This is a genomic window from Desertihabitans aurantiacus (genome assembly GCF_003344635.1).
Lineage (GTDB): Bacteria > Actinomycetota > Actinomycetes > Propionibacteriales > Propionibacteriaceae > Desertihabitans > Desertihabitans aurantiacus.
Window position 1 is genome coordinate 1 of the sequence record NZ_QPKK01000042.1, and the last position, 17,866, is coordinate 17,866.

Genomic DNA, 17,866 nt, shown 5'->3' on the forward strand with positions numbered 1-17,866 from the left:
GGGGACGACCGCCAGCCCGGCCGGGTCGTCGGCGGCGGTCGGCGCCAGCAGGTCCGGACGCCGCGCGGCGGTGCGCTCCAGCCGCTGCTGGTGCCGCCAGCGCGCGATGGCGGCGTGGTCGCCGGACAGCAGCACCTCCGGGACGTCCAGCCCGCGCCAGCTCGCCGGCTTGGTGTAGACGGGGTACTCCAGCAGCCCGTCCTCGTGGGACTCCTCCACCAGCGACTCCGCGTTGCCGACCACCCCGGGCAGCAGCCGGGCGACCGCCTCGGTGATCGCCAGCACCGCCACCTCCCCGCCGTTGAGGACGTAGTCGCCCAGCGAGACCGGGGTGACCTCGAAGCGCTGCGCGGCGTCGAGGAGCACCCGCTCGTCGATGCCCTCGTAGCGTCCGCAGGCGAAGACCAGCCACGGCTCGGTGGCCAGCTCGCGGGCCATCGCCTGGTCGAGCACCCGCCCGCCGGGGCTGGGCACCAGCAGCCGCGGGCGCCCGACGTCCGCCGGCCCGCCGTCGAGCACCGCGTCCAGCGCGCGGCCCCACGGCTCGGGTTTCATCACCATCCCCGCGCCGCCGCCGTACGGGGTGTCGTCGACGGTGCGGTGGCGGTCGGTGGTGGCCTCGCGTAGGTCGTGCACGACGACGTCGAGCAGGCCGGCCCGGCGCGCCCGGCCGATCAGCGAGAGCTCGAGCGGGGCCAGGTAGTCGGGGAAGATGGTCACCACGTCGATCCGCACCGGCTCATGGTGCCACCGCCGGGCCCTAGGGTGACGGCGCACGAGGCAGAGCAGACGAGCTGGAGGTGACGTGGCGACCACGTTCGACACGAGGGCCCTGACCCGGCCGGTGACGCCGGAGGAGGTGTCGGCCTTCCGCCGGGCGAAGCTCGCCAGCGGGGACCCCCGGTGGCGCGACCCGCGGTGGGTCGGCGTGCTGGCGCTGGTGGTCTTCTCGATCGTCTTCCCCCTGGTGATCGGGGCCAACGTCGGCGCCACCGCCGGCAGCTGGACCGTCGGCCTGGTGACCGGCGTCGTGGTGCTCGTCGTCGTCGTGGTGGTCGGGGTGGTGCTGCTCACCCGCGGCAGCCCAGCGCGCTGGGAGCGCCTGCTGCGCGCCGAGGAGCTCGCCCGGGCCAACGGGATGGAGTTCTCGCCGCGGTCGGGGACCCCGCCCTACCAGGGCGCCATCTTCGGGATCGGCTCCGACCGCAAGGTGGTCGAGCACGTGTGGTCGACGCGGGGCCCGGTGGCCGACGTCGGCACCTACCGCTACACCACCGGCAGCGGGAAGAACCGCAGCACCCACACCTGGCGGTTCGCCGCCATCCGGCTGGACGGCCACCTGCCGCACCTGCTGCTCGACGCCAAGGTGAACAACACCTTCCTCGGCTCCAACCTGCCGACCCTGTTCGCCAAGGAGCAGAGGCTCGGCCTGGGCGGGGAGTTCGACCGTCACTTCGACCTCTACTCCCCCGAGCAGTACGGCCACGACGCCTTCTACATCTTCACCCCCGACCTGATGGCCCACCTCATCGACGAGACCGCCGCCTTCGACGTCGAGGTGGTCGACGACTGGATGTTCCTCTACACCCGGAACCAGCTGCGGATCACCGACCCCGCCACGTGGCAGCGGCTGGCCCGGATCAGCGACACCGTCTCGGCACGGATGCGCGACCGCTCCCGCAGCTACCGCGACGACCGCGTCCCCCCGCCGCCCGGCGTGGCCGGGGCGTCCGGACGCATCCGCGGGCCGCAGGCGATCGCCCCGCAGGGTCGCCGGCTCAAGCGCCGGGTGGCCTGGGTCCCGGTCGTGCTGGTCGCGGGCTACATGGTCCTGCGGTTCGTGATGGACGCCTTCGATCTCCGACTGACCGACCTCTTCCCGGGCTGACCCGCCTCGGCGGCCCGGCCGGGAGGACCTAGGCTCGCCGGAGACGTCGGAGCAGGCACCGACACACCCTCGAGCGAGGAAGGCCCACCCATGTCGCTGACCATCGGCTACGCCGCGATGCTGGAGCAGTTCCACCCCACCGAGGCGGTGGAGCTGAGCGCCTACGCGGAGTCCAAGGGCTTCTCCGGCGTGATGGCGGCCGACCACTTCCAGCCGTGGGTGCCGAGCCAGGGCCAGTCGGCCTTCGTCTGGAACGTGCTCACCGCACTCGGCGAGCGGACCTCCGGCGACTTCGGCCCCGGTGTGGTCGCCCCGCACTTCCGCTACCACCCGGCCGTGGTGGCGCAGGCCTCGGCCACGCTCGCCGCGATGTATCCCGGCCGGCACTGGCTGGGGGTGGGCGCCGGGGAGGCTCTCAACGAGCACGTCATCGCCGGCTACTGGCCCGAGGCCGGCGAGCGGTCGCGGCGGATGTTCGAGGCGATCGAGATCATCAACAAGCTGTTCACCGGCAAGGACGTCAAGCACAGCGGTGAGTTCTTCAAGATGGAGACCGCCCGGCTGTGGACGATGCCGGAGACCCCGCCGGAGATCCTCGTCGCCACCGCCGGGCCGCTGAACGCCAAGCGCACCGGCCGGCACGCCGACGGGATGATCACCGTCGGCGCCCCGCTGGAGAAGATCTCGGGGCTGTTCGACAAGTTCGCCGAGGGCGCTCGCTCGGTCGGCAAGGACCCCGACACCATGCCGAAGGTGCTCCAGCTGCACCTGTCCTGGGCGCCCACCGACGAGGAGGCCCGGCAGAACGCGCTGACCGAGTGGCCCAACGGCGGGATGAAGTTCCCCAAGGCCGACATCCGCAACCCGCAGGACTTCGCCGAGATGGCCAAGCTGGTGCGGATCGAGGACTTCGAGGGCCGGATGATCATGTCCAGCGACCCCGACGAGCACCGGGCCTACATCCAGCGCTTCGTCGACCTCGGCTTCGACCGGGTCTACCTCCACAACGTGGGCCGCAACCAGCGGGAGTGGATCGACGTCTTCGCCGAGCAGGTGCTGCCCAAGCTGATCCGCTGAGGCGCAGTAGGGTCCGGTCATGGCACGACCACGGGTGACCGTCTACAACGAGGTGAGCGTCGACGGCAGGATCCAGGGCTTCGTCGGCGACCCGTCCCGCTACTACCGCCGGGGTTTCGCCCTCGACTACGACGCGGTCCTCATGGGCAGCGTCACCGCCCAGTCCTTCGGACCGGCCGAGACCGACGACGAGCGGGCCGGTCAGGGCCCGACCGTGGCCGCGCAGCCGGTGCCGGAGGGTTTCGACGAGCTGGTCACCGGACCACGGCCGAGGCTGGTGGTGGTGGACGGGCGCGGTGTCGTCCGCAACTGGCGCCACGCCCAGGCCCAGCCGTGGTACGGCGGGTTCGTCTCGCTGGTCAGCGCACACACCCCGCACGAGCACGTCGAGCACCTGCGTCGCCGCGAGGTGGAGGTCGTCACCGCCGGCGACCGGCACGTCGACCTGGCCGCGGCGTTGGAGCAGCTGGCCCGCCGCCACGGCGTGCGGTCGCTGCGCACCGACAGCGGTGGCCGGCTGGCAGGTGCGCTGCTGGCCGCCGGCCTGGTCGACGAGCTGGTGCTGCTGGTGGTGCCGAAGCTGTCCGGACGCCACCACGGCCTGTCGGTGGTCGAGCTGCCGCACCCGATGGACGAGCACGGCCTCGACCTCGAGCTCACCGAGCTGGAGCGGCTCGACGACGGCACCCTCTGGTCGCGCTACCGGGTCCGCTACTGAGCGGGGCGGGCCGCCACCGTCGGTCCCGGCCCCTAGGCTGACGCCGCTATGGACGAGACCCTCCCCGACGGCGACCGCACGCTCCTGCACCGGCTGTTCCGGCGGGGAGAGCTCCAGGTCAGCCAGCGGGCCCTGGTCGACCTCGCGACCTCGGCGGTGGCGGCGGTGCGCATCCTCACCCACGGCCCCCTCTCCCACGACTCCGTCGAGCACGGCAGCCCCGGCCCGGCCGAGGTGCGCCGGCTGATCGGCAGCGCCCCCGACCCCGCCACCCTGGACGCCGCGGTCCGGGCCCGCGCGCTGGCGGCCTCCGATGCCGACCCGCTGGTCCCCGGTGCGACCAGGGTGACGACCGCCCACTCGGCGCACTCATCCGGTCACGCTGTGCCTGTGAGCGCGAGGACCGCCCACTCGGCGCACTCGTCCGGTCGGTCAACCCCTGCCGGCGCGAGCATCGCCCACTCGACGCGCTCGTCGGCCGATCACCCGTGCCGACCTGATGACCGCCCACTCGACGCACTCGTCCGGTCGCTCGGTCCCTGCCAGCCTGAGCGCCGCCCACTCGACGCATTCATCGGGGTCGGACCCGGGCAGCGGCGCCACGCCCGGCACAGCGCGGACCGGCGATCAGGAGTTGAAGCGGTTCTGCGCCGCGACCAGGCCCTCGGTGAGCAGCAGCTCGACGGCGTCCGCGGCCCGTGACACCTCGAGCTCGACGTCGGTGCGCTCGGTGGCGCTGAAGTCGGAGAGCACGAAGGCGTGCACCTCCATCCGACCCGGTGGACGCCCGATCCCGAAACGGACGCGGGCGAAGTCCCCGGTGTGCAGGTGGGCCCGCAGCGAGCGCAACCCGTTGTGGCCGTTGTCGCCGCCGCCGACCTTGAGCCGCAGCCGGCCGAGGTCGAGGTCGAGCTCGTCGTGCACGGCGACCACGTGCGCCGGGTCGACCTTGTGGAAGGCGGCCAGCTTGCCGACCGCGATCCCGGAGTCGTTCATGTAGGTGCGGGGCTTGACCAGCAGCACCTTGTCGGTACCGCCGAACCCGCCCAGCCCGGACGTCCCCAGCCGGGCCTCGGCGACCTCGGCGCGCATCCCGCGGGGGGCGCCGAAGCGGGCGTCGGCCCGGCGGGCCAGCTCGTCGGCCACCCGGAACCCGACGTTGTGCCGGTGCGCGGCGTAGGTGGGGCCCGGGTTGCCGAGCCCCACCACCAGCCACGTCGTCATCGCGGTGCCGAGCCGGGTCGGCTCAGGACTCCTGGGAGGACCCGCCCTCGGCGGTGGCCCCGGCGGTCTCGGCCTCCTCGCCCACGGTCGGCTCGATGCCGGCGTCGGCCTCGGCGTCGGCCAGCTCGGCCTCGACCTGCGCGGTGGTCGGGGCACCGGTGACGTTGACGATGAGCAGGTCGGCGTCGACGTCCAGCGTGACGTCACCGGGCAGGGTGAGGTCGGAGGCGAGCACCTGGGTGCCGGCCGCCAGGCCCTCGACCGAGACCTCGACGGCGTCGGGGATGTGGGTGGCCGGGGCCTGCACACCGATCACGGTGGTGTCCAGCACCACCAGGGTGTCCGGGCCGGCCTCGCCGACGACCTGCACCGGCACCTCGACCGACACCTTCTCGCCGCGGCGCACGACCACCAGGTCGACGTGCTCGAGGAAGCCCTTGATCGGGTCGCGCTGGACCTGCTTGGGCAGCACCAGCTCGGTGCGGCCCTCGATGTCGACCGACAGCAGGGCGTTGGCGTTGCGCAGCGCCAGCAGGGTCTCGTGACCGGGCAGCGAGATGTGGACGGGGTCGGTGCCGTGGCCGTAGATGACGGCGGGAACGCGGTCGGCGCGGCGGACGCGGCGGGCCGCGCCCTTGCCGAACTCGGTGCGCAGCTCGGCCTGCAGCTTGATCTCTGACATCGGTGGTGCTCCTCAACCGTGGACTCGGACGGGCGAGGCCAGGGAGATGTCTCTCACCCTGTCGATCACGGGGACGGCGGTCCCCCTCGCCATGGTTCAGCCCGGATGCTAGCCCACCGGTGCGGGCAGGGAGAAATCGGCGGCCGGGCTCAGCTCTGGCCGTTGAACAGCTTGGTCACCGAGCCGTCGGTGAACACCTGCTGGATGGCCTCGGAGATCAGTGGCGAGATGCTCAGCACGGTGAGCTTCTCGATCGGCTCGGGGGTCTCGATCGGCAGCGTGTTGGTGACGATGACCTCCTCGAAGGCCGAGGCGTTGAGCCGCTGCGCCGCCGGGCCGGAGAGCACCGCGTGGGTGGTGGCCGCGATCACGGACTTCGCCCCGCGGGCCTTGAGCGCCTCGGCGGCCTGGCAGATGGTGCCGGCGGTGTCGATCATGTCGTCGACCAGCAGGCAGACCTTGCCCTCCACCTCGCCGACCACCTCGTGCACGGCGACGGTGTTGGCGACGTCGGGGTCGCGGCGCTTGTGGATGATGGCCAGCTCGGCATTCAGCCGGTCGGTCCACATGTCGGCCAGCCGGACACGTCCGGCATCGGGCGAGACGACGGTCATCTCGGAGGTGTCGTACTTGTTCTGCACGTAGTCGGCCAGCACCGGCAACGCCCACAGGTGGTCGACCGGGCCGTCGAAGAAGCCCTGGATCTGCGCGGCGTGCAGGTCGACCGACATGATCCGGTCCGCGCCGGCGGTCTTGAACAGGTCGGCCACCAGCCGGGCCGAGATCGGCTCACGGCCGGCGTGCTTCTTGTCCTGCCGCGCGTAGGGGTAGAACGGTGCCACCACGGTGATCCGCTTGGCCGAGGCCCGCTTGAGGGCGTCCACCATGATGAGCTGCTCCATCAGCCACTCGTTGACCGGGGCGCAGTGGCTCTGCACGACGAAGGCGTCGCACCCGCGCACCGACTCCTCGAACCGCACGTAGATCTCGGAGTTCGCATAGCTCAGCGCCCGCATCGGCACGACGCCCACACCCATCAGGTCGGCGATCTCGTTGGCGAGCTCGGGGTAGGCACGCCCGCTGAACAGCATCAGGTGCTTCTCGGTGGACTTCTTCAATCCGGTCACTCAGCGTCTCCCCGGTGGGCGTCGAAGGTCGGTGATGAAACCTACTACTGCCCACCCCGGCTGTCGCCTCCGGCGATGTGGCCCTCGCCACTCGACGCCCCGGCGGTGCCGTCGGCGGCGGCCAGCCGGGACCGGCGCCGGTCGGCCCAGCCCTCGACGTTGCGCTGGCGTCCGCGGGCGACCGCCAGGTCGCTACCCTGCACCGGCTCGGTGACGGTGGACCCGGCGGCCACATAGGCCCCGCTCTCCAGCGCGGCCGGAGCGACCAGCACGGTGCCGGAGCCGACGAAGACGTCGTCGCCGACCTCGCTGCGGTGCTTGTCGCGCCCGTCGTAGTTGGCGAAGATCGTGCCGGCCCCGATGTTGGTGCCGACGCCGATCGTCGCGTCACCGACGTAGGACAGGTGCGGCACCTTCGAGCCCTCGCCGATGACGGCCTTCTTGGTCTCGACGAACCCGCCGATCTTGCCGCCGCGGCCCAGCTGGGTGCCCGGCCGCAGGTAGGACCACGGCCCCACCGTCGCGCCGGCGCCGACCACGGCCAGGTGCGCCTCGGTGCGCACCAGCGAGGCGCCCGCACCGACCTCGCAGTCGCGCAGCCGGGTGTCGGGGCCGAGCTCGGCGCCCTCCCCCACCGTGGTGGCCCCGGCGAGGATGGTGCCGGGGTGGATGAGGACGTCCCGGCCCAGGTCGACGTCGGCCTCGATCCAGGTGGTCGCCGGGTCGACGACGGTGACCCCGGCCCGCATCCAGCGCTCGACGGTGCGGCGGTTGAGCTCGGCGTTGAGCCGGGCCAGCTGCACCCGGTCGTTGACGCCCTCGGTCTGCCAGGCGTCCTCGGTCACCAGGGCGCCGACCCGTCCGCCGTCGGCGCGGGCGGTAGCGAGCACGTCGGTGAGGTAGAGCTCGCCCTGGGCGTTGTCGCTGTCCAGCCGGCCCAGCCCGGCGGTCAGCGTGGCGGCGGCGAAGACGTAGATGCCGGAGTTGATCTCGCGCACCGCCCGCTCGGTGTCGTCGGCGTCGCGGTGCTCGACGACGCGCAGCACGCCGCCCTCGGCGTCGCGGATGACCCGGCCGTAGCCGGTGGGGTCGTCGACCTCGGCGGTGAGCACGGTGACGGCGTTACCGGCGCGGCGGTGCTCGGCCACCAGGTCCGTGAGCGTCTCGCCGGTGAGCAGCGGTACGTCGCCGTAGGTGACCAGCACCTCACCCTCCAGCGGCGGCAGCACCGCGAGCCCGCACAGCACCGCGTGCCCGGTGCCCAGCTGCTGCTCCTGGACGGCGGTGACGGCCTGCGGCGCCACCTCGGCCACGTGCGGCTCCACCTGGTCGCGGGCGTGGCCGACCACCACCACCAGGTGCTCGGGCTGCACCTCGGCGGCGGCCCGCAGCGCCGAGCTCAGCATCGAGCGGCCACCCACCTCGTGCAGCAGCTTGGAGCGCGACGACCTCATCCGCGTCCCGCCACCGGCGGCGAGCACCACCACCGCCGACACCCCGGAGGGCTGCGCGGTCTGGTCGTCTCGGGAGGGCTGGCCGGGCGGGACGGTCGTCATCGGCACTCCAGGGGTGGGACGGCGGCAGGGACGCGGTCAGCGTAACGGCTCCCCGGTCGCCGGCAGCCGATGAGTTCTCCGCCTTCCGCCGGTCGACCCCTCGACCGACACCGAAGAAGGGACAACGTCATGGCCGAGCTCCTCGTCGACTTCATCACCTCGCTGGACGGCTACGCCTCGGGTGAGGGCTGGCCGGGGTTCTGGGGGCTGGAGAGCCCGGACTACCTCGCCTGGCTGGGCGAGCAGCCCCAGGTCACCTACCTGATGGGGGCGACCACCTACCGTCTGATGTCGGGCTTCAGCACCGGCGACGTCCCGGGCAGCCCGGACGGGCTCCGACCCGAGGAGGAGGCGTCGGTGGACGAGCTCGCCCAGGCCCCCAAGGTGGTGTTCTCCTCCTCCCTGGAGGAGCCGTTGACCTGGTCCAACGCCACGCTCGTCCGCGGGGACGCCGCGGCGGCGGTCCGGACGATGAAGGCGGAGCGGACGGGACTGCTCACCACGATCGGCAGCCTCAGCCTGTCCCGCTCGCTGCTCCGCGCCGGGCTGGTCGACCGATTCCGCGTCGTGCTGTTCCCGGTGATCACCGGGGCCACGGGGGCGGAGCGCATCTACGACGGCTACCCCGACGTGGCTCTCGAGATGACCGACCACCGCACCTTCGACGGCGGCATCCAGCTGGTCGAGTACCGGCCGCGGGTGCTCGAGCACCCGCCGCTGGGCGCCCCGGCCTGAGCGGCCCGGAGACAGCGCCACGTCCTCGGCTCCCCGGGCAGGAGTCGAACCTGCGTCGCTAGATCCTGATTCAAAGTCAGGCGGGCCCTGCCGGCAGACCAACCGGGGATCGGTGGGGTCCGGCGCCGGTCCTGGCCACGCGCGACGACCACCGGGGTCAGCATAACCACGGGGACGGGCCGCTCCCATCCGTCACACTGGGTGCCGTGCCAGTCCCCAGCGACCCCGCGTCTCCCTCCCCCAGCCGCTCCGGGCGCACCCGGATGACCGGCGCCCAGCGCCGTGAGCAGCTGATCCGGGTGGCCCGCCACTCCTTCGCCGAGCGCGGGTTCGAGGGGACGTCGGTGGAGGAGATCGCCGGACGGGCCGAGGTCAGCAAGCCGGTGGTCTACGAGCACTTCGGCGGCAAGGAGGGGCTGTACGCGGTCGTCGTCGACCGGGAGGTGCGCACCCTGCTGGACGCCATCCGCGGGGCCCTGGAGACGCCGGGCAGCAGCCGGGCGCTGATCGAGCGGGCCACCCTGGCGCTGCTGGACTACATCGAGACCAACCCCGACGGGTTCCGGATCGTGGCCCGGGACTCCTCGCTGGAGAGCACCGGCAGCTCGTTCGCGAGCATCCTGTCCGACGTGGCCTCGCAGGTGGAGGACATCCTCGCCGCCGCCTTCAAGGTGCAGCGGATCAACCCGAAGGTGGCGCCGATGTACGCCCAGATGCTGGTGGGGATGATCGCCTACACCGGCCAGTGGTGGCTGGACACCCGGCGGCCGAAGAAGCCCGAGCTGGCTGCCCACCTGGTCAACCTGGCCTGGAACGGGTTGCGGGGCCTGGAGGCCTCGCCGCGGCTGCGGGCCGGCTGAGTCAGGCCGCGAGGTCGGTGAAGGACAGCCCCAGGGAGCGCAGCAGCCCGGCGAGCTGGGCCTGCTCGTCCTCGCTCAGCCCCGACAGCAGCCGGCGCTCGGCGTCCAGCAGGCTGCCCAGCGCGCCGTCCACGGCGTCACGTCCCTCCGGGGTCAGCGTGACCAGCACGCCGCGGCGGTCGCTGGGGTCGGCGCTGCGGGTGACCAGACCGCGGTGCACCAGCCGGTCGACGCGGTTGGTCATGGTGCCACTGGTGACCATCGTCTCGCGGATCAGCGACCCCGGGGAGAGCGTGTAGGGCGGCCCGGCCCGGCGCAGGGCAGCCAGCACGTCGAACTCCCAGGCGACCACGCGGTGGGCGCTGAAGGCCTCCTTGCGGGCGCGGTCCAGGTGCAGCGCGAGCCGGCTCACCCGGCTCAGCACCTGCATCGCGGACAGGTCGAGGTCGGGACGCTCCCGCGCCCAGCTCGCCACCAGGGCGTCGACCTCGTCTCGCACGGATCGAGCATAACGCCGAGAGATTCTTGATATCGAGACTCTGTGAGGCGTACCTCAGCTGATCAGCCTAGCGCCCTCGACCGGGCCGTGCACCCGGCGGACGGCGTGCACGGCCGGTTCGCGGCCGAGCTTGGTGCTGACGTCGATCGCCGCGGACTCCTCGGCGCAGAGGAAGGCGCACGTCGGCCCGGAGCCGGAGACCAGGGCGGCCAGCGCACCCAGCCGCCGGCCCCGCTCCAGGACGTCGGCCAGGTCGGGGCGCAGATCGAGGGCGGCCGCCTGCAGGTCGTTGCCGACGACCCCGGCCAGCGCGTCGGCCCGTCCGGTGCGCAGCGCCTCCATCAGGGCGTCGGGCACCTCCAGCGGCTCCTCGGCCGGGGTGCTCAGCTCGTCGAAGCGGGCGAACACCCGCGGCGTGGACAGGCCCTGGGCGGAGAGCGCGAGCACCCAGTGGAAGGTGCCGCGGCTGAGCACCGGGGCGAGGACGTCGCCGCGGCCGGTACCGATCGCGGTGCCGCCGAGGAGGGCGAAGGGGACGTCGGCCCCGAGCCGGGCGGCCAGCGCGGTCAGCTGGTCGGGCTGGACGTCGAGGTCCCACAGCACCGAGCAGGCCAGCAGCGCCCCGGCGGCGTCGGCGGAGCCGCCGGCCATCCCGCCGGCCACCGGGATCGTCTTGCGCAGGGTGAGCCGCACACCCAGACCGGGGTCTCCGTGCTCGGCGGCCAGCAGCCGGGCCGCGCGGACGGCGAGGTTGTCCTCGTCCGCCGGCACCCCGGGCTGCTCCCCCACCAGCTGCAGACCGACCTCGCCGGCGGGCGCGGTCTCGGCGGTGACGTCGTCGAACAGCGAGACCGCTTGGAAGACGTTGACCAGCGGGTGGTAGCCGTCCTCGGAGCGCGGACCGACCCGCAGCGCGAGGTTGATCTTGGCCGGGACCCGGACGCGGACCAGCTCGGGCTCGGGCTCGGCGTCGGCACTCACGCGAAGCGAGGCTAGCGCCCGGCCCCCGACTGGCCCTCGCGGCCCGCCAGCTGCTCGGCCACGCGGGCGAAGTCCTCCACGGTGAGCGTCTCCCCGCGGGCCTGCGGGTCCACCCCGGCGGCCTCGAGGACGGCGCTGGCGGCCATGGACGAGCCGATCAGCGGGGCGAGCGCGGCGCGGAGCATCTTGCGGCGCTGGGCGAAGGCGGCGTCCACCACGGCGAACACCTGCGCGCGGCTGGCGGTGGTGGGAGGCGGCGGGCGCCTGGTCAGCCGGACCAGTCCGGAGTCCACGTTGGGCACCGGCCAGAACACTCCCGGCGGGACGGTGCCGACCCGGACCGCCTCGGCGTACCAGGCCATCTTCACCGAGGGCACCCCGTAGGTGCGGGAGCCCGGACCGGCCACCAGCCGGTCGGCCACCTCGAGCTGGACCATCACCAGGCCGCGGGACCAGTGCTGGTCGATCGCGAGCAGGTGCAGCAGCACCGGCACCGACACGTTGTAGGGCAGGTTGGCCACCACCACGGTCGGGTGCGGCTCGGGCAGCGCCGGCACGGCCAGGGCGTCCGCCTCGAGCACGGTGAGCCGGTCGGCCGCGCCGGGCATCCGGGTCGCGACGGTGTCGGCCAGCTGCCCGGCCAGCAGCGGGTCGATCTCGATCGCCAGCACGTGGCGGGCCTGCTCGAGCAGGCCGAGGGTGAGCGAGCCCAGCCCGGGGCCGATCTCGCACACCACGTCGTCGGGCCCGAGCCCGGCCAGCGCCACCAGCCGCCGGATGGTGTTGGCGTCGGTGACGAAGTTCTGCCCGCGCTGCTTGGTGGGCCGCAGCCCGAGCCGGGTGGCCAGGGCGCGCACGGAGCTGGGGTCGAGCAGACCCGTCGTGGTCGTCAGCGGACCGGGCTCAGCGCAGGCCGAGCTTGGCCGAGCAGTGCGGCCACTGGCCCCAGCCCGCAGCGGCCTGCAGCTTCTTGGCGATCCGGATCTGCTCGGCCTTGCTGTTCTCGTGCGGCAGGCCCTTGCCGCCGTAGGCCTTCCAGGTCTGGGCGCTGAACTGCACGCCGCCGTAGTAGCCGTTGCCGGTGTTGATCGACCAGTTGCCCCCGGACTCGCACTTGGCCAGCCGGTCCCAGACGCCGTCGGAGGAGCCGGAGGAGCTGCCGCCGGAGGAGCCGGAGGAGCTGTCGTCATCGTCGTCGTCGGAGGACGAACCGCCCGAGGAGCCGCCGGAGGACGAGCCACCGGAGGAGGATCCACCCGAGGAGGAGCCGCCGGTGGAGCGCTTGGGCTCCGGCTCGGGCTCACGGGTGCCGACCAGGACGACCTCGTCGACCGGCTCGCGGGTCACCTCGTCGGACTTCTTCTCCTCCTTGACGACCTTGCCGTTCTCCTTGGTGACGGTGGTGACGATGGTGCGCTCGCCGGCCACCCCCTCGGTCTCGGTCTCGGTGGTGCCCTGGAGCAGCTCCGAGGTCTCCTTGCGGACGGTCTTGAAGTCGACCGGCTGCTTGGCCGTCTCGTCCTTCACCTCGACCGCGACCACGGTGATCCTGGTGCCGTCGACGGCGGCCTCGGCCGGGGTCGGGGTCACCTTGTCGTCCTCGTCGTAGGCGACCTCGGCCTCGGCCAGCACGTCACCGACGGTGCTCGCGGTGGTCTCGTGGGAGGAGGTCTTGCCCGCGACGTCCAGCTCGAGCCGCTTGAGGGTGTCGACGCTGAACTCCAGGCCCTCGCGCCCGATGGCAGCGGAGCGGCTGGTGGAGATGTCGGCGCCCTCAGCCTTGATCTGCAGCACCGCGAGCGCCTCGCCGACGGTGGTGGCGGTGGTCCAGTGGGTGGCCGTCTGACCGTCCACCTCGATGGTCACCTCGCGGCCGTAGCGGACCGCGATCCGGCTGCCGTCCTCGATCTCGGTGGTCGCGGAGGGAGCGACCAGGTCGCGCTCGCCGACGGTGATGCCCTGCTGCTCCAGCACATCGCCGACGTCGGAGCCGAAGCTGGTGACGGTGGTGGGCACACCGTCGACGGAGACCTCGACGGTCTTGTCGGCCACCTGGTAGCCGACGATCCCGCCGGTCACGGCGAGGGCCGCGGCGGCGGCGATCGAGACAGGGACGAGCTTGCGCACGGGACGACTCCACGAGTAAGAGGTGAGGCGGCCCGCACCCCGAGGCGGACCCGTTCGGGAGGCACCTTAACCTTCGGAGGGCTCGATTCCCAAGCCGCGGGTGAGAATTCTCAGCGAACCGGCGTGTCGGCTGGACGCCGATGGCGAGACGAAGCGCAGCCAGACCGACCGGGCGTGCTCGTCGTCCTGACGACGGCAGGAGCGGTCAATGGGCGACGGGGCTCCAGTCATCGGACCAGCCGGCGGCCGCCAGGACCGCGTCCGCGACCGCCGGTGGGTCCAGCTCGGTGACGTCGACCACCCCGTCGTCGACCTCAGCGCGGTCCAGGATGCGCTCGAGCTCCAGCACCCGTTCCAGGTGCCAGGCCAACGCTCCCCCGTCGTCGTGGTCGCTCTGGTGCCTGGCAGTCAGCCTGAGACGGATCAGGTCGGGATCGGCCCGCAGCCGCACGACGGTTATGGGCAGCTGGAGAGCCTCCTGCTGCCGGTCGCGCTGGGCGCGGTCCTCGAGCACGTCGGCCACCACCAGCCGGCGAGCGCCGACCCGCACGCCGTTGGCGACCACCGCCGCCAGGTTGGCCAGACCGAGCCGCGCGTTGAACGGGTCGTCGGCCGGCGCCGGCCAGGCCCGCCGCAGCTCGTCCACGTCGACCACCGCGCCGGGTAGCCCGGAGTCGCGCCAGCGGCGCGCCACCATCTCCGCCGTCGTGCTCTTGCCGACACCGACCGTGCCGTTGATGACCAGCACCCTCGCATCCGTCACCGGCCGCCCTCCCCTCGCCCGCACGCAGCATGCCTCAGGGCAGTGCGGATCGCCGACCCCCATGCCCGGTCAGGGGCGCTGCGGATCTGGGGATGGACGGGTGGCAGTGGCCAGGCGGTCGGCGATGGTGTGCAGGGCCTCGAGGAGCTCAGGTGGGGCGTCGAGGGTGAAGGGAGCGTCGAGGGCGACGAGGTCTGCGGCGATCGTCTCGGGCGAGTCGGCTCCGAGGGTGACGGTGCAGCGGTGGTCGTCGAGGGGTTGCACCCGGCCGGGGATCGAGGTGGTCAGGCGGGCGGCGATCACCTCGGCAGGTGCGCGGACGGTGGCTCGGGCTGTGTGTCGGTAAGGGGCCGTGCGGATGCTGTTGGCCACGTAGGTGACCGGATCCGGCCCGGGGAGCTCACGGGGGAGGAAGCGCTGTCGCAGGGGTGTGGCCGCGACGATGCGGTCGACGCGGAAGATGCGCCAGTCGGAGCGGTCGAGGTCGTAGGCGAGCAGGTACCAGCGGCCGTGCGCGGTGACGATGGTGTAGGGCTCGACCCGCCGGGTGCTCGTGACGGCCGTCCGGGAGTGGTGGCCGAAGGACAGCAGGTCGTGGTCGCGGCAGGCGAGGGCGATGGTCGCCAGCGTCTTCGGGTCGACGCGGGGAACGGGGTGCTGGCGGCCGGCGTCGGTCGCGTCGGTGAGTGCGGAGACGCGCCGACTCAGCGGGGCGGGCAGGATCTGTTCGAGCTTGGCCAGGACCCGGAGGACGACGTCTGGGCTGCCGGTGACGCCGCTGCCTGCCAGCGTCAGCAGCGCGGCTGCCACGGCGATGGCCTCGTCGTCGTGCAGCAGCAGCGGAGGCAGCTGTTGCCCGGAAGCCAGCCGGTAGCCGCCGGCGATGCCGGTGGTGGCCTCGACGCGGTAGCCGAGCTCGCGGAGCCGGTCGATATCGCGGCGGACGGTGCGGCCGGTGACGCCGAGCCGTTCGGCGAGCTCGGCACCGAACCACTCTCGTCGCGTCTGCAGCAGCGACAGCAGGCGCAGCATCCGCGCCGGCATGTCGTTCGTCATGGGAACCAGGATGTCAGACCTTGCGGACATGTCCGGTCCTAAAGCTCTTCTAACGTCGAGCACGCGCGTCCGCAGGGGACGCCAACGACGCAGGAGGAGCCGAGATGACGGACAGGGTGACCACGGAAGGGCAGGCCGCGGCGATGGCACAGCTGGCCGAGCGGGTGCGAGGCCAGGTGTTCTTCTCGGGCGACCCCGGATACGACGGCGAGCGGGCTGGTTTCCAGCTGTCGGGCGCTCATCGTCCAGAGGTGGTCGTCGGGGCCGCATCGGCCGCTGACGTACAGGTGGCGGTCGAGTTCGCGGCCGGACGCGGGTGGCCGGTGTCGGTGCAGGCGACTGGGCACGGGTTTGCCAGACCGGTGACGGCGGGAGTCTTGATCAGCACCCGCCGGATGTCCGATGTACGTGTCGACCCCGGTGCCCGTACCGCGTGGGTCGGAGCAGGTGTGCGCTGGCAGCAGGTGATCGACGCGGCGGCCGTTCACGGTCTGGCCCCGTTGAGCGGTTCGCTACCGGAGGTCGGCGCGGTGTCCTACAGCCTCGGCGGCGGGATCGGGCTGCTGGCCAGGAGGTACGGCTACGCCGCCGATCAGGTGCGTCGCCTCGAGCTCGTCACTGCCGACGGCCGGCTGCGCACGGTGACGCCCGAATCCGAACCGGATCTGTTCTGGGCGTTGCGTGGCGGTGGCGGGAACTTCGGTGTGGTGACCGGTATGGAGGTCGGTCTGGTTCCGGTGGCGCGCCTCTACGGTGGCGGGCTGTACTTCGACGCCGACCCGGCGATCCTGGACGGGTGGCTCCGCTGGACGACCTCCGTACCGGAGGAGATGACCTCGGCGGTGCTGCTGATCCCGTTCCCCGACGTCCCGGAGGTCCCCGACCCGCTGCGAGGGCGCCGGATCGCCCATGTCCAGCTCGCCTACGCAGGAGACGCCGACGCGGGCGAGGAGGTGATCGCGCCGCTCCGTGATCTCGGCGTCTGCTTGATGGACACCGTGCGCGACATGGCGTACGCGGAGTCGGCGGCCGTGTTCGACGACCCCTCCGACCCACACTCCTACCAGGGAACCAACGCCTTCCTGCGCGAGGCCGCCGGGGCAGCGGAGACCATCGTGGCGCAGCTCCGCTCGGAGCTGCCGCTCATCGTCGGCCTGCGCCATCTCGGTGGTGCGTTGTCCAGGCCGCCGCAGGTGCCCAGCGCGGTCGGCCACCGCGATGCCCGGTACCTGCTCAGCGTGCTGTCCCCCGCGGACGGTCTCGACCCCGACCTCCTGCGCACGGCGCATGACGGTGTTCTCGACGCGATGCGGGCCTGGGCGACCGGCGGCATGTCGCTGAACTTCCAGTTCGGGCCCGCCGGTCCCGCACGCATACCGTCCGGATACGCGCCAGGCGACTACGAGCGGCTCGTCGAGCTGAAGAAGCAGGTGGATCCGGCGTGCCTGTTCCGCGGCAGCAACACCATCCCCGACACCGCCCTCGGCACCGCCCCGGCTCTCGTCTCCGCCGCCGAGGAGCAGGAATGACCGAGAACCGGACACGCGCGGCAGACGAGAGGGCGCTCGCCGAGCTGGAGCAACGCCAGTGGCAGGCATGGGAACGCGGTGACGGCCCAGCGTTCGCCGAGACCTTCACCGAGGACGCTGATTTCGTCGCCGTCAACGGCGAGCACATCCACACCCGGGCCGCGATCGCCGAGAGCATGCAGCAGGGGTTCGACACCTTCATGGCGGACACCCGGATCTTCCCCGCCGAGCGGCGTACGGTCCGGTTCCTGTCCCCCGACACCGCGATCGTGATCTCCAGCGGGGTCTGCGTGTTGCGCGACGGCGCCACCGAATGCCGCCCACAGGACCGCTCCATCCAGACGCGCACTGCGGTCAAGCGAGACGGGCGGTGGCTCATCACCGCGTTCCAGAACGGACGGATGGTCCCGCCCCCGGCATGAGCACCACACGGGGTCGAGCACGTACTCGGCATGGTCGCTCCGGGCGTGCCCCCTCATCTGACAGGAAGGTCAGGGTCGGGCCGGCGCCCTTGCGCGCCGCGGCGGCCGCGTCGTTGGGCGTGAGTCTGGCGATCGTGGTCGGCGGAGGGGTCGTGCGAGTCACGGGCTCCGGACTGGGGTGCCCGGAATGGCCCACCTGCGCGGACGGTTCCCTGGCACCGGCTCCCGAGATGGGAGTGCACGCGGTCATCGAGTTCGCCAACCGGCTCCTCACCGGCGTGGTGGTCGTGGTGGTCGCGGTCCTGGTCGCGCTCGCCGGTCTCCAGCGGGAACCGCGACCGCAGGTCACCCGGTGGGCGTGGGCGCAGCTCTGGGTCGTCGGGCTCAATGCCGTCGTGGGCGGTGTGACCGTCCTCGCGGAGCTGAATCCCTACCTCGTCGCCGGGCACTTCCTCGCCGCGGTCCTGCTGCTGGCGGCAGCGGCGGTCACCTGGGACACCCTCGACCGGGACCGGTCGGGCCGGGTCCATCCCGGCCCGACCGGCCTGAACGGCTGGGCGCGGGTCCTGCTCGTCGCCGCTGTGCTGGTGCTGATCTCAGGAACTGTGGTCACCGGTAGCGG

At 72.6% G+C, this 17,866-nt stretch carries 19 protein-coding genes and 1 tRNA gene; 8 read left to right on the top strand and 12 right to left on the bottom strand.

Going from position 1 to position 17,866, the window contains the following annotated elements:
- The coding region (gene trmD / locus DVA66_RS05550; protein WP_114559168.1) for a tRNA (guanosine(37)-N1)-methyltransferase TrmD at window positions 1–735 on the bottom strand (735 nt) is incomplete at its 3' end.
- Between the two features lie 70 nt (window positions 736–805).
- On the opposite strand from trmD, the gene DVA66_RS05555 reads away from it, so the two are divergent.
- The 3 genes from DVA66_RS05555 to DVA66_RS05565 all read left to right on the top strand — a co-directional run bounded on the left by DVA66_RS05555 (window position 806) and on the right by DVA66_RS05565 (window position 3,683).
- Window positions 806–1,888, top strand: a complete 1,083-nt coding sequence (locus DVA66_RS05555) for a hypothetical protein (RefSeq protein WP_114559169.1) — start codon at window positions 806–808, stop codon at window positions 1,886–1,888.
- 90 nt (window positions 1,889–1,978) lie between these two features.
- Complete coding sequence (locus DVA66_RS05560) at window positions 1,979–2,965, top strand: TIGR03557 family F420-dependent LLM class oxidoreductase (protein WP_114559170.1); 987 nt, start codon at window positions 1,979–1,981, stop codon at window positions 2,963–2,965.
- A 19-nt stretch (window positions 2,966–2,984) separates the two neighbouring features.
- Entirely contained in the window at window positions 2,985–3,683 is a 699-nt protein-coding gene (locus DVA66_RS05565; RefSeq protein WP_114559171.1) for a dihydrofolate reductase family protein, read from the top strand.
- A gap of 627 nt (window positions 3,684–4,310) precedes the next feature.
- Here DVA66_RS05565 and pth read toward each other — a convergent pair.
- The 4 genes from pth to glmU all read right to left on the bottom strand — a co-directional run bounded on the left by pth (window position 4,311) and on the right by glmU (window position 8,272).
- Window positions 4,311–4,907, bottom strand: coding sequence for an aminoacyl-tRNA hydrolase (pth, locus tag DVA66_RS05575; protein WP_114559173.1), 597 nt, complete (start codon window positions 4,905–4,907; stop codon window positions 4,311–4,313).
- A 22-nt stretch (window positions 4,908–4,929) separates the two neighbouring features.
- Window positions 4,930–5,589: a 50S ribosomal protein L25/general stress protein Ctc gene (locus tag DVA66_RS05580; RefSeq protein WP_114559174.1), complete on the bottom strand. Its 660-nt coding sequence runs from the start codon at window positions 5,587–5,589 to the stop codon at window positions 4,930–4,932.
- Between the two features lie 149 nt (window positions 5,590–5,738).
- Window positions 5,739–6,716, bottom strand: a complete 978-nt coding sequence (locus DVA66_RS05585; RefSeq protein ID WP_114559175.1) for a ribose-phosphate diphosphokinase — start codon at window positions 6,714–6,716, stop codon at window positions 5,739–5,741.
- A 44-nt stretch (window positions 6,717–6,760) separates the two neighbouring features.
- Entirely contained in the window at window positions 6,761–8,272 is a 1,512-nt protein-coding gene (gene glmU, locus DVA66_RS05590) for a bifunctional UDP-N-acetylglucosamine diphosphorylase/glucosamine-1-phosphate N-acetyltransferase GlmU (protein WP_114559176.1), read from the bottom strand.
- 129 nt (window positions 8,273–8,401) lie between these two features.
- Here glmU and DVA66_RS05595 point away from each other — a divergent pair, with 129 nt between their 5' ends.
- Complete coding sequence (locus DVA66_RS05595; RefSeq protein WP_114559177.1) at window positions 8,402–9,007, top strand: dihydrofolate reductase family protein; 606 nt, start codon at window positions 8,402–8,404, stop codon at window positions 9,005–9,007.
- A 29-nt stretch (window positions 9,008–9,036) separates the two neighbouring features.
- On the opposite strand, the gene DVA66_RS05600 is transcribed toward DVA66_RS05595, so the two are convergent.
- Window positions 9,037–9,116 (bottom strand) — tRNA-Gln (locus tag DVA66_RS05600).
- A gap of 154 nt (window positions 9,117–9,270) precedes the next feature.
- Here DVA66_RS05600 and DVA66_RS05605 point away from each other — a divergent pair.
- Entirely contained in the window at window positions 9,271–9,867 is a 597-nt protein-coding gene (locus DVA66_RS05605) for a TetR/AcrR family transcriptional regulator (RefSeq protein WP_114559178.1), read from the top strand.
- Between the two features lies 1 nt (window position 9,868).
- Here DVA66_RS05605 and DVA66_RS05610 read toward each other — a convergent pair whose 3' ends face one another.
- From DVA66_RS05610 to DVA66_RS05635, 6 genes are all read right to left on the bottom strand, one after another.
- Window positions 9,869–10,366, bottom strand: a complete 498-nt coding sequence (locus tag DVA66_RS05610; RefSeq protein WP_114559179.1) for a MarR family winged helix-turn-helix transcriptional regulator — start codon at window positions 10,364–10,366, stop codon at window positions 9,869–9,871.
- A 54-nt stretch (window positions 10,367–10,420) separates the two neighbouring features.
- Window positions 10,421–11,347 (bottom strand): 4-(cytidine 5'-diphospho)-2-C-methyl-D-erythritol kinase, encoded by a 927-nt coding sequence (locus DVA66_RS05615; RefSeq protein ID WP_114559180.1) that lies wholly within the window; start codon window positions 11,345–11,347, stop codon window positions 10,421–10,423.
- Between the two features lie 11 nt (window positions 11,348–11,358).
- Window positions 11,359–12,240 carry a 16S rRNA (adenine(1518)-N(6)/adenine(1519)-N(6))-dimethyltransferase RsmA gene (gene rsmA / locus DVA66_RS05620; protein WP_198671514.1) on the bottom strand — a complete coding sequence of 294 codons (882 nt, stop codon included), beginning with the start codon at window positions 12,238–12,240 and terminating at the stop codon, window positions 11,359–11,361.
- A 10-nt stretch (window positions 12,241–12,250) separates the two neighbouring features.
- Window positions 12,251–13,474, bottom strand: a complete 1,224-nt coding sequence (locus DVA66_RS21890; RefSeq protein WP_114559182.1) for a resuscitation-promoting factor — start codon at window positions 13,472–13,474, stop codon at window positions 12,251–12,253.
- A gap of 205 nt (window positions 13,475–13,679) precedes the next feature.
- On the bottom strand, window positions 13,680–14,237 hold the full coding sequence (locus tag DVA66_RS05630) for a nucleoside/nucleotide kinase family protein (RefSeq protein ID WP_157973853.1): 558 nt from the start codon (window positions 14,235–14,237) through the stop codon (window positions 13,680–13,682).
- Window positions 14,238–14,306: 69 nt separating this feature from the next.
- Window positions 14,307–15,293, bottom strand: a complete 987-nt coding sequence (locus tag DVA66_RS05635) for a helix-turn-helix transcriptional regulator (protein WP_114559184.1) — start codon at window positions 15,291–15,293, stop codon at window positions 14,307–14,309.
- Between the two features lie 104 nt (window positions 15,294–15,397).
- Between DVA66_RS05635 and DVA66_RS05640 the strand changes: the two genes are divergently transcribed.
- The 3 genes from DVA66_RS05640 to DVA66_RS20805 form a co-directional block, all read left to right on the top strand.
- Complete coding sequence (locus DVA66_RS05640) at window positions 15,398–16,822, top strand: FAD-binding oxidoreductase (protein ID WP_114559185.1); 1,425 nt, start codon at window positions 15,398–15,400, stop codon at window positions 16,820–16,822.
- On the top strand, window positions 16,819–17,244 hold the full coding sequence (locus DVA66_RS05645) for an SgcJ/EcaC family oxidoreductase (protein WP_114559186.1): 426 nt from the start codon (window positions 16,819–16,821) through the stop codon (window positions 17,242–17,244). Before DVA66_RS05640 ends, DVA66_RS05645 begins: the two co-directional genes overlap by 4 nt.
- On the top strand, window positions 17,241–17,866 hold a 626-nt coding region (locus DVA66_RS20805), incomplete at its 3' end, for a COX15/CtaA family protein (protein WP_232821789.1). The genes DVA66_RS05645 and DVA66_RS20805, both read left to right, overlap by 4 nt.